We start from the raw sequence: 10,347 nt of genomic DNA on the forward strand, positions 1-10,347 counted from the left end.
CTCACTCCCGTACGGGAATTGCTCAGTCCTTGATCTCGCAGATCAGCGCACCGGACGTCAGCGAAGCGCCGACCTCCGCCGCCAGGCCCTTGACCGTGCCGGCACGGTGCGCGTTGATCGGCTGTTCCATCTTCATCGCCTCGAGGACCACGATCAGATCGCCCTCGGCGACCTCCTGGCCCTCCTCGACCGCGACCTTGACGATCGTGCCCTGCATCGGCGAGGCGAGCGAGTCGCCCGAGACAGCCGGGCCCGACTTCTTCGCCGCGCGGCGCTTCGGCTTGGCGCCGGCCGCAAGTCCCGTACGGGCGAGCGTCATGCCGAGCGACGAAGGCAGCGAGACCTCAAGGCGCTTGCCGCCGACCTCGACGACGATCGTCTCGCGGCCCGCCTCGTCCTCGTCCTCGGACGCGTCCGGGGTCACCGTGAAGGGCTTGATCTCGTTGACGAACTCGGTCTCGATCCACCGGGTGTGGACCTTGAACGGCGAGGCGGTGAACGCCTCGTCGACCACGACCGCCTGGTGGAACGGGATGGCCGTGGCCATGCCCTCGACCTTGAACTCCGCGAGCGCACGCGCGGCACGCTGCAGCGCCTGCTCACGCGTCGCACCGGTGACGATCAGCTTGGCGAGCAGCGAGTCCCAGGCCGGGCCGATGACCGAGCCGGACTCGACACCGGCGTCCAGGCGGACACCCGGACCGGTCGGCGGCGCGAACAGCGTCACGGTGCCGGGCGCCGGAAGGAAGTTGCGCCCCGGGTCCTCGCCGTTGATACGGAACTCGAAGGAGTGGCCGCGGATCTCCGGGTCCCCGTAGCCGAGCTCCTCGCCGTCGGCGATACGGAACATCTCGCGGACCAGGTCGATGCCGGTGACCTCTTCGGTGACCGGGTGCTCCACCTGGAGGCGGGTGTTGACCTCGAGGAAGGAGATCGTGCCGTCCACACCGACGAGGAACTCGACGGTGCCGGCGCCGACGTAGCCGGCCTCCTTGAGGATCGCCTTGGAGGCCGCGTACAGCTGCTTGTTCTGGTCCTCGGTGAGGAACGGCGCGGGCGCCTCCTCGACCAGCTTCTGGTGGCGGCGCTGCAGCGAGCAGTCACGGGTGGAGACCACGACCACGTTGCCGTGGCTGTCGGCCAGGCACTGGGTCTCGACGTGGCGCGGCTTGTCGAGGTAGCGCTCGACGAAGCACTCGCCGCGGCCGAAGGCGGCGACGGCCTCGCGTACGGCCGAGTCGTAGAGCTCCGGGACCTCTTCGAGGGTGCGGGCGACCTTCAGACCGCGGCCGCCGCCACCGAAGGCGGCCTTGATCGCGATCGGCAGACCGTGCTCCTCGGCGAACGCCACGACCTCGTCGGCGCCGCTCACCGGGTCCGGCGTACCGGCCACCAGCGGGGCGCCGGCGCGCTGCGCGATATGGCGCGCGGCGACCTTGTCGCCGAGGTCGCGGATCGCCTGCGGCGGCGGACCGATCCAGATCAGACCCGCGTCCAGGACCGCCTGGGCGAACTCGGCGTTCTCGGACAGGAAGCCATACCCGGGGTGGACGGCGTCGGCACCGGACTCACGGGCGGCCTTGAGGACCTTGTCCATGTCCAGGTAGCTGGTCGCCGGTGTGTCACCGCCCAGGGCGAACGCCTCGTCCGCGGCCCGTACATGCAGAGCGTCCCGGTCCGGGTCGGCGTAGACGGCTACGCTCGCGATCCCTGCGTCCCGGCACGCCCGGGCTACGCGGACAGCAATTTCGCCTCGGTTGGCGATCAGCACCTTGCGCACGATGGCTCCCTCCTTGAAACAAGCTGAGTTTAGGGACTGCCGACACGGCCTTTCGACCCGTCCCCAAGGGTGAGCTTGCCCACACGGAGTGTGATGCGAGGGCCGCTCCACTCGCGAAATCCCTTGTCGCACCACGGTACGCCGGGTTTCTGAACGCCACGGTAACCGGCTGGTGTGGTGCAGGTCTCTGTCTTCGCGGCCAGCGCCGCGTCAGGTTTCTTTGTGGAGTCCCTACGAACGGCCGAACCAAACTTTGCCCTGGGGTGTCCACGAACGGTTGGGCCGGGCCTCATGGCTGCCCGAAGGGCGCCCACCTCTTGTCCTACGCCTTACTCGCCAGTAGCGTTCGCGCCGAAGCGTAGAGGTAACCAGGGGTAGGGGTACGCGTGATGCGCAGAGCGGCGGCCGTCGTGGCCGCGATCCTGCTGTTCGTCGAGGCCGTCGGCCTGGTGATCGTCAATGTGGTCCTGGGCAAGGTCGCCAAGGCCCAGTCGATGTCCCTGGACGGGATCGACCCGGACGTCATGTCGACGTCCTCGTACGTGCTCGCCGGCGTGGTCTTCCTCTACCTCGGCGGCTGCGCGCTCATCCTGCTGCTCTCCGCGATCCGCAACCGCCCGCACGGCCGCTTCGCCCGTGTCCTGCTGATCAGCGCGGCGGTCCTGCACGCCGTGCTCGGCGCCCTCACCGTGGGCATGGTCGGCTGGGAGGCCTTCGCCTTCATGATGGTGATGTTCGGTCTGATCGTGCTCAGCCTCATGGGGTACGAGGGCAGGCCCGAGCCCGAGGACACACCCCCGGCGCCGGTGAACGGCGGCGGGGAGCCGCAGACCGCCTAGGGCCTGATCACAGGACAGGACCTAGTCCTGCGCAGCCGGCACCCACAGGTCGGTGATCGATACGCCCAGCTCGCCGAGCAGCCGGCGCAGCAGCGGCAGGGAGATCCCGATGACGTTGCCGTGGTCGCCCTCGATGCCGTCGACGAACGGCGCCGAGCGGCCGTCGAGCGTGAACGCGCCCGCCACGTAAAGGGGTTCACGGCTGGCGACGTACGCGGCGATCTCCGCGTCCGTAGGCTCCCCGAAGCGCACCGTGGTGGACGCGGTGGCCGAGACCTGCCGCCCGCTCGCCGTGTCGATCACGCAGTGCCCGGTCTGCAGCACTCCGGCCCGTCCGCGCATCGCCTTCCAGCGCGCGGTGGCCTCCTCGGCGTCGGCGGGCTTGCCGAGTGCCTCGCCGTCGAGTTCGAGGACCGAGTCGCAGCCCACGACCAGGGCGCCCGCCGCCTCGGGGCGCGCGGCGACCGCCTGCGCCTTCGCCTCGCCGAGCACACGGGCGAGTTCGGCGGGGGTCGGGGCGGTGATCGCGTCCTCGTCGACGCCGCTGACGATCACCTCGGGGGCCAGGCCGGCTTGGCGCAAGAGGCCGAGCCTTGCGGGGGATTGGGAGGCGAGGACGAGGCGGCGGCGGGTGGGCTGAGCAGTCATGCGGGTCAGGGTATCGGGGTGGGTAGGAGCGCCAGGAAACCCCGGGCCACCTCGCCCTGCACGTACGCCCAGGGTCACTTCTTCAGCAGAACCGCCTCCATGACGTCCTTCGCGATCGGCCCGCCCAGCTTGCCGCCCGCGATGTCGCTGCGCGGGATGTCCTGTCCGGGGTCGACGAACACGGCGACCGCGACCTGCTTGCCGTCGCTGTTCTTGCCGTACGAGATGAACCAGGCGTACGGGGGCAGTTCGTTGTTGGCGCCGTGCTGGGCGGTACCGGTCTTGGCGCCGACCGTGACGCCGTTGCCGATCACCGCGGGCCGGCCCGAGCCGTTGGTCGCGGTGGACTCCATGGCCTCGCGGACCTTGGCCGCGGTGTCGGCGGAGATCGGCCGGGACCGCTCGGCCGGCTCGGTCTTCGCAATGAGGTCACGGTCGGGGCCGCGCAACTCGTCGACCAGGTACGGCTTCATGACCTTGCCGTCGTTGGCGATACCGGCGGCGAGCATCGCGATCTGCAGCGGGCTCGCGGTCACCGAGCCCTGGCCGATGCCGCTGAGGCCGGTCTGCGGGACGTCGATCTCGGACGGGTAGATGGACTTGCCGGCCCGGATCGGGGTGTCGACCTCGCCGTCGTTGAAGCCGAAGCCCTCGGCGACCTCACGCATCTTCTCCTTGCCGACCTCGACGGCCAGCTTGGCGAACACCGTGTTGCAGGAGACCTCCATGGCCGCCTTCACCGTGGCGTTCTTGCAGGGCAGGCCCTCGGTGTGGTTGGGCAGCGGGCTGGTGGTCTGCGGCAGCTTGTACGGGTCAGGGGTGTCCGTCGGATCGTTGACGTCCGTGACCTTGCCGGCCTCGATCGCGGCCGCGGCGGTGAGCACCTTGAAGGTCGAGCCCGGCGGGTAGGTCTCCTTCAGGGCGCGGTTGAGCAGCGGCTTCGTCTTGTCGGCCTGCAGCTTCTTCCACTGATCCTCGTCCTCCCCGTCCTTGGTGCTCATCCCGGCGAAGGACGAGGGGTCGTACGAGGGAGTGGAGGCCAGCGCGAGGATCTTGCCGGTCTCCGGCTCGATCGCGGCGACGCCGCCCTTCAGGTTCAGCTCGCCGAGGCCTTCGAAGGCGGCCTTCTGCGCGTCCGGGTCGATCGTCGTGTAGACATCGCCGCCGCGCTGGGACTTGCCCGTCAGCATGTTCACGGTGTTCTGGATGAACAGCCGGTCGTCGGAGCCGGAGAGCAGCTCGTCGTTCAGGTTCTCCAGGGCGGTGGAGCCGAAGGCCTGCGAGGAGTAGCCGGTGATCGGGGCGTACATCGGACCGTCCTTGAAGGTCCGCTTGTACTTGAAGTCCTGTCCGTCCACGGCCTTGGAGCCGGTGATCGGCTTGCCCGCGACGAGGATGTTCCCGCGCGGCTGCGCATAGCGCTCGATCGCGACCCTGCGGTTCTTCTCGTGCTTCGCGAGCTCGTCGCTCTCCGCGTACTGGATCCAGTTCGCGCGGACCAGCAGTGCGAGCACAAGAAGCCCACAGAAGATGGCTATGTGCCGCAATGGCTTGTTCACGTGGTGCGTCCCTCCCCGGCAGTTCCTTCCATAGGGACGATAGGGCGCCGCGGCCGGTTGCGGGACCCCGGCCCCTCAGTGCACCCCGAGGACGAACATCGCGAGCACCATCGCCAGGGCGAGCAGAAAGCCCGCGCGCCGCATCATGGCCTGCGCATCGCGCATGTCCTTGGGCGGCTTGTTCTCGGGGTCGGACCAGAGCATGCCTCGATGGTGCCGCTGCGCACGACGGTGCGCCTGAGTACGGGTACTCAGGCGCACCTGGTCACCACCCCGAGTTCTCCCGGGGACGGCTCTATCCGGGCCAGTACGTACGGGACCAGGACGTCGGACCGGGAGCCGGCAGCCGGTGGCGGGCCACCCGCGCCGGGTCGGACCAGGCGTCGGACGGTGCGGGCGCGCCGCTCTCCTCACCGGCCAGGGACGCGGCGCGCGCCTGGACCACCGCCAGGGCGGCGGCGAGCTCCTCCGGGGTCGGATTGCCCCGGACGACCTTGATCATCATCGGCGGACCTCCTAGAGGGGGATGTTGCCGTGCTTCTTCGGGGGCAACGACTCGCGCTTCGTACGGAGTTGACGCAGCCCGCGCACGACCTGGCGGCGGGTCTCCGAGGGCATGACCACGGCGTCGATGTAGCCGCGCTCGGCCGCCGTGTACGGGTTGAGCAGTGTGTCCTCGTACTCCTGGATCAGCCGCGCGCGCGTGGCCTCCACATCGTCGGCCGCCGCGAGCGTCTTGCGGTGCAGGATGTTGACCGCGCCCTGCGCGCCCATGACGGCGATCTGGGAGGTGGGCCAGGCGAGGTTGAGGTCGGCGCCCAGGTGCTTGGAGCCCATGACGTCGTACGCGCCGCCGAAGGCCTTGCGCGTGATGATCGTGATCAGCGGGACCGTGGCCTCCGCGTACGCGTAGATCAGCTTGGCGCCGCGGCGGATGATGCCGCCGTACTCCTGGTCCACGCCCGGCAGGAAGCCCGGCACGTCCACGAAGGTCAGGACCGGGACGTTGAACGCGTCACAGGTGCGCACGAACCGCGCGGCCTTCTCCGAGGCGTTGATGTCCAGGCAGCCCGCGAACTGCAGCGGCTGGTTGGCCACGATGCCGACCGGACGGCCCTCGACGCGGCCGAAGCCGGTGAGGATGTTCGGCGCGAACATCGACTGCGTCTCGAAGAACTCGCCGTCGTCGAGGACGTGCTCGATGACGGTGTGCATGTCGTACGGCTGGTTGGCGCTGTCCGGGATCAGCGTGTCCAACTCGCGGTCCTCGTCGGACAGTTCGAGGTCTGCTTCCTCAGGGAAGGCAGGCGGCTCGGACAGGTTGTTCGACGGCAGGTACGAAAGCAGCGACTTGACGTACTCGATCGCGTCCTTCTCGTCGCCCGCCATGTGATGGGCCACGCCGGACGTGGAGTTGTGGGTGCGGGCGCCGCCCAGCTCCTCGAAGCCCACGTCCTCGCCGGTGACCGTCTTGATGACGTCCGGTCCTGTGATGAACATGTGCGAGGTCTGGTCGACCATCACCGTGAAGTCGGTGATCGCGGGGGAGTACACGGCGCCGCCCGCGCAGGGGCCGACGACCAGCGAGATCTGCGGGATCACGCCCGACGCGTGGGTGTTGCGGCGGAAGATCTCGCCGTACATCCCGAGCGCCATCACGCCCTCCTGGATGCGCGCGCCGCCCGAGTCGTTGATGCCGATCACCGGGCAGCCCGTCTTGAGGGCGAAGTCCATCACCTTCATGATCTTCTGCCCGAAGACCTCGCCGAGCGCCCCGCCGAAGACCGTGAAGTCCTGCGAGAACACCGCGACCGGACGGCCGTCGACCGTGCCGTACCCGGTGACGACACCGTCGCCGTACGGCTTGTTGGCGTCCAGCCCGAAGTCGGTCGAGCGGTGCCGGGCGAACTCGTCCAGCTCCACGAACGAGCCCTCGTCCATGAGCAGCTCGATCCGCTCACGGGCCGTCAACTTGCCCTTGGCGTGCTGCTTTTCCACCGCGCGCGCCGAACCGGCATGGGTCGCTTCATCGATACGTCGCTGCAGATCCGCGATCTTGCCCGCGGTGGTGTGGATGTCGATCGGCTCGGACATCGGGATGCGGCTCCCTGCCTGCTCGAAGAACTCGAATGCTCGTATGAGAACGCTTGGCTACTGATGCGTAGCGTAATGGCGTGGCACGGCCCCGGCAGTGCGGTGTTCCCCACACCTAGTCTGTCTTGCATGACGAGCGAAAACTCCCCCGCGAACCGGTGGTCCGACCTCGAACGGCCCCCGCTGAACGGTGCGGCGCTGCGGCAGGCCCTGACGAAACGGGACGACGGCCTCTACTGCGACATCGAGGTCGTGCAGTCCACCGGATCGACCAACTCCGACCTCGCCGCGCTCGCCGTCGCCGGGCAGGCCGAGGAGGGCGCCGTCCTCGTCGCCGAGGAGCAGACCTCGGGCCGCGGCCGTCTCGACCGGACCTGGAGCGCACCGCCGCGCTCGGGCCTGTTCTTCTCCGTGCTCCTGGAGCCCTCGAAGGTCCCCGTGCACCGGCTCGGCTGGCTGCCGCTGCTCGCCGGGGTAGCCGCGGCTTCCGCGATCTCCCGTGCGGCGGGTATCGACACGGCCCTCAAGTGGCCCAACGACCTGCTCGTCACCGTCGACGGCGAGGAGCGCAAGACCGGCGGCATCCTCGCCGAGCGGGCCGGCGAGAACTTCGTCGTCCTCGGTATCGGCATCAATGTCAGCCTCGGCGCCCATGAACTGCCCGTGCCGACGGCCGGTTCGCTCACCCTCGCCGGCGCCCGCGTCCACGACCGCGATCCGCTGCTCCGGGCCGTCCTGCGCTCCATCGAGCAGTGGTACGTGCCGTGGCGCGACGCACTCGGCGACCCCGCCGCGTCCGGGCTCCAGGAGGCGTACGCCGCCGGGTGCGCCACGCTCGGGCGCAAGGTGCGCGCCGAACTCCCCGGCGAGCGCACCCTCGTCGGCGAGGCCGTCGCGCTCGACGGTGACGGGCGCCTGGTCATCGCCGTGGACGGAGGCGGCCGCGAGGCGGTCGGGGCCGGGGACGTCGTCCATCTGAGGGCCGCGTCAGGTTCCGCGTCCGGTCCCGTGTCCGATTGAGGACTTCCGTACGTATCCGATTGAGGACTTCCGTACCCGAGTGAGCCAGCCCACACCTGCCGTATCGTGGTGCCCGTTCGTCAGCGGCGTTATGGGGCTGTGACAGATCGAATGGCGCGGAATGCGGCAGCGAGTGCGGAAGGGCAGGGCAGCAGGCAGTGACCGTCGATGACTCGGGCTCTCACTCCGGCTCCGCCACTGCGCATGCCAACGGTGCGGCGGGCGGCGCGCCCTCCGACGAGGAGCCCGGCCCCCGGCCGATCGACCACTCCGCGCAGCAAGCGGCGGGCCCCGACGGCGAGGCCGATCCGCTCGCGCTGCGGCTCGAAGGGCTGATCCTCGGGGCCGAGCGCCGCTACACCGCGTTCCAGGCCGCGCGCACCGCCGGTGTCTCGATGGAGCTGGCCTCGCGGTTCTGGCGGGCGATGGGCTTCGCGGACATCGGTCAGGCCAAGGCGCTCACCGAGGCGGATGTCCTGGCGCTGCGCCGGCTCGCGGGTCTGGTCGAGGCCGGACTGCTCAGCGAGGCGATGGCCGTCCAGGTGGCGCGCTCCACGGGGCAGACCACGGCGCGGCTCGCCGAATGGCAGATCGACTCGTTCCTCGCGGGGCTCACCGAGCCGCCCGAGCCGGGGATGACCCGCACCGAGGTCACGTATCCGCTGATGGAGCTGCTCCTTCCGGAGCTCGAGGAATTCCTCGTGTACGTGTGGCGGCGCCAGCTCGCCGCGGCGACGGGGCGTGTCGTGCAGGCCGCGGACGACGAGGAGATGGTGGACCGGCGGCTCGCGGTCGGCTTCGCGGACCTCGTCGGGTTCACGCGTCTGACGCGCCGTATGGAGGAAGAGGAACTCGGCGAGCTGGTCGAGGCGTTCGAGACCACCTCCGCCGATCTGGTCGCGGCCAACGGCGGGCGGCTGATCAAGACGCTGGGCGACGAGGTGCTCTTCGCGGCGGACGACGCCGGGACGGCGGCCGAGATCGCGCTGCGTCTGATCGAGACGATGGCCGGGGACGAGACGATGCCCGAGCTGCGGGTCGGGATCGCGTTCGGCACGGTGACCACGCGGATGGGCGATGTCTTCGGTACGACGGTGAATCTGGCCTCGCGGCTGACGTCGATAGCGCCGAAGGACGCCGTTCTGGTGGACGGGGCGTTCGCGGCGGATCTGCAGCGGGCCGGGGATGCGCCGGTGTCCGAGGCGGAGGCGGCGGCCGAGGCGGAGAAGGCGCTTGCCGCCGGGGAGACGCCGCCGGCGTATCGGTTTGCGCTGCAGCCTATGTGGCAGCGGCCGGTGCGGGGGCTTGGGGTTGTGGAGCCCTGGCTGTTGACGCGGCGCGTCTAGCTTTCGGGTCTGGGTCTGGGTTCAGGGTCTGGGTTCAGGGCCTGGGTTCAGGGCCTGGGTTCAGGGCCTGGGTTCGGTCTCGTCGTCGGGTGCGGGCCGGTTGCGCCTGCGGCGGGCGGATTTCCCCTACCCATCCCCAAGCTCTCAACTTCGTTCGAGCAGGGGAGACCCCACTCTTCCCGAAACCGGGGGCTCGCCCCCGGGCCCCTACAGCATGAGCCCCCATGGGTGGGTGGGCCGCGGGGGCTTCGCCCCCTGCACCCCCGCATCCGAACTTCGTTCGGATCTGCTCAAGCGCCGCAGGGGCTAATTGCGGAACCGTCTCCGTTCGCCGCGGCGTTCCTTCTCCGGGGCGTCCGCGAGTCTGATCACCGGGTCGTCCGGGCCCTCGCGGCCTGCGATGACCGGCTTGGTGGAGCGGGCCGCCTTGGCGCGGTACTGGGCCGCGTCCGCGAGGCGGAAGAGGCGGCGGGCCGAGCGGACCGGGCCGATCGGGTCCCCGGTCGAGGCGACTCCGCAGGCCACGCCCTCGCCGAGGTCCAAGTCCAGGGCCCGTACGCAGAGTTCGTCCGCGACCCGTACCACCTCGTCGGCCGGCGGCCCCACCGACACCAGGCAGAACTCGTCGCCGCCGAGCCGTGCCGCCAGGGCGCCCGGCAGCATCGCGCCGCAGAGGGAGAGGACCGAGCCGAAGCGCTCCAGGAGGCGGTCGCCGGCCGCGTGGCCGTGGGTGTCGTTGACCTTCTTGAGGCCGTTCAGATCGCAGACGACCAGGGAGACCACCGTGCCATCGCGGCGGTGGGACTCCACCGCCTCGTCGAGCCGGGCGTCCACCGCCCGCCGGTTCGCGAGGCCCGTCAGGGCGTCCGTGAAGGCGAGCCGCCGGGCCTCCTCGAGGCGCTCCGTCTGGGCGAGCCCGGCCGCGATCACCGCGGCGAGGACGGTGGCGAAGTCGGCGTCCTCGCGGCCGAACACCGGCGTTCCCACGGGCCGCGCCACATAGAGCTCGCCCCAGGCCCGCCCGTGCAGCACGATCGGCGCGACCACACAGCAGCCGCGAC

10 protein-coding genes are annotated in these 10,347 nt (G+C 70.1%); 3 read left to right on the forward strand and 7 right to left on the reverse strand.

Features of this window, described 5'->3' with window-relative positions:
- Positions 1-22 precede the first annotated feature (22 nt).
- On the reverse strand, positions 23-1,780 hold the full coding sequence (locus tag ABT367_RS28755) for an acetyl/propionyl/methylcrotonyl-CoA carboxylase subunit alpha (protein WP_352256197.1): 1,758 nt from the start codon (positions 1,778-1,780) through the stop codon (positions 23-25).
- Between the two features lie 389 nt (positions 1,781-2,169).
- On the opposite strand from ABT367_RS28755, the gene ABT367_RS28760 reads away from it, so the two are divergent.
- Positions 2,170-2,619, forward strand: a complete 450-nt coding sequence (locus tag ABT367_RS28760; RefSeq protein ID WP_352256206.1) for a hypothetical protein — start codon at positions 2,170-2,172, stop codon at positions 2,617-2,619.
- Positions 2,620-2,640: 21 nt separating this feature from the next.
- Here ABT367_RS28760 and ABT367_RS28765 read toward each other — a convergent pair whose 3' ends face one another.
- The 5 genes from ABT367_RS28765 to ABT367_RS28785 form a co-directional block, all read right to left on the reverse strand.
- Complete coding sequence (locus tag ABT367_RS28765; protein ID WP_352256198.1) at positions 2,641-3,267, reverse strand: Maf family protein; 627 nt, start codon at positions 3,265-3,267, stop codon at positions 2,641-2,643.
- Positions 3,268-3,341: 74 nt separating this feature from the next.
- Positions 3,342-4,826, reverse strand: a complete 1,485-nt coding sequence (locus tag ABT367_RS28770) for a peptidoglycan D,D-transpeptidase FtsI family protein (protein WP_352256199.1) — start codon at positions 4,824-4,826, stop codon at positions 3,342-3,344.
- A 75-nt stretch (positions 4,827-4,901) separates the two neighbouring features.
- On the reverse strand, positions 4,902-5,030 hold the full coding sequence (mmpB, locus tag ABT367_RS28775; protein ID WP_267913020.1) for a morphogenic membrane protein MmpB: 129 nt from the start codon (positions 5,028-5,030) through the stop codon (positions 4,902-4,904).
- Positions 5,031-5,121: 91 nt separating this feature from the next.
- On the reverse strand, positions 5,122-5,331 hold the full coding sequence (locus ABT367_RS28780; protein WP_352256200.1) for an acyl-CoA carboxylase subunit epsilon: 210 nt from the start codon (positions 5,329-5,331) through the stop codon (positions 5,122-5,124).
- An 11-nt stretch (positions 5,332-5,342) separates the two neighbouring features.
- Positions 5,343-6,920, reverse strand: a complete 1,578-nt coding sequence (locus ABT367_RS28785) for an acyl-CoA carboxylase subunit beta (protein ID WP_352256201.1) — start codon at positions 6,918-6,920, stop codon at positions 5,343-5,345.
- Positions 6,921-7,049: 129 nt separating this feature from the next.
- Here ABT367_RS28785 and ABT367_RS28790 point away from each other — a divergent pair, with 129 nt between their 5' ends.
- Both ABT367_RS28790 and ABT367_RS28795 read left to right on the forward strand, forming a co-directional pair.
- Positions 7,050-7,940: a biotin--[acetyl-CoA-carboxylase] ligase gene (locus ABT367_RS28790; protein WP_352256202.1), complete on the forward strand. Its 891-nt coding sequence runs from the start codon at positions 7,050-7,052 to the stop codon at positions 7,938-7,940.
- Positions 7,941-8,098: 158 nt separating this feature from the next.
- Positions 8,099-9,286 (forward strand): adenylate/guanylate cyclase domain-containing protein, encoded by a 1,188-nt coding sequence (locus ABT367_RS28795; protein WP_434975560.1) that lies wholly within the window; start codon positions 8,099-8,101, stop codon positions 9,284-9,286.
- A gap of 306 nt (positions 9,287-9,592) precedes the next feature.
- Here ABT367_RS28795 and ABT367_RS28800 read toward each other — a convergent pair.
- Positions 9,593-10,347 (reverse strand): sensor domain-containing diguanylate cyclase (locus ABT367_RS28800; RefSeq protein WP_352256203.1); only part of this gene is annotated, 755 nt, incomplete at its 5' end.

It is taken from the genome of Streptomyces mesophilus (genome assembly GCF_040300965.1).
GTDB lineage: Bacteria > Actinomycetota > Actinomycetes > Streptomycetales > Streptomycetaceae > Streptomyces > Streptomyces mesophilus_A.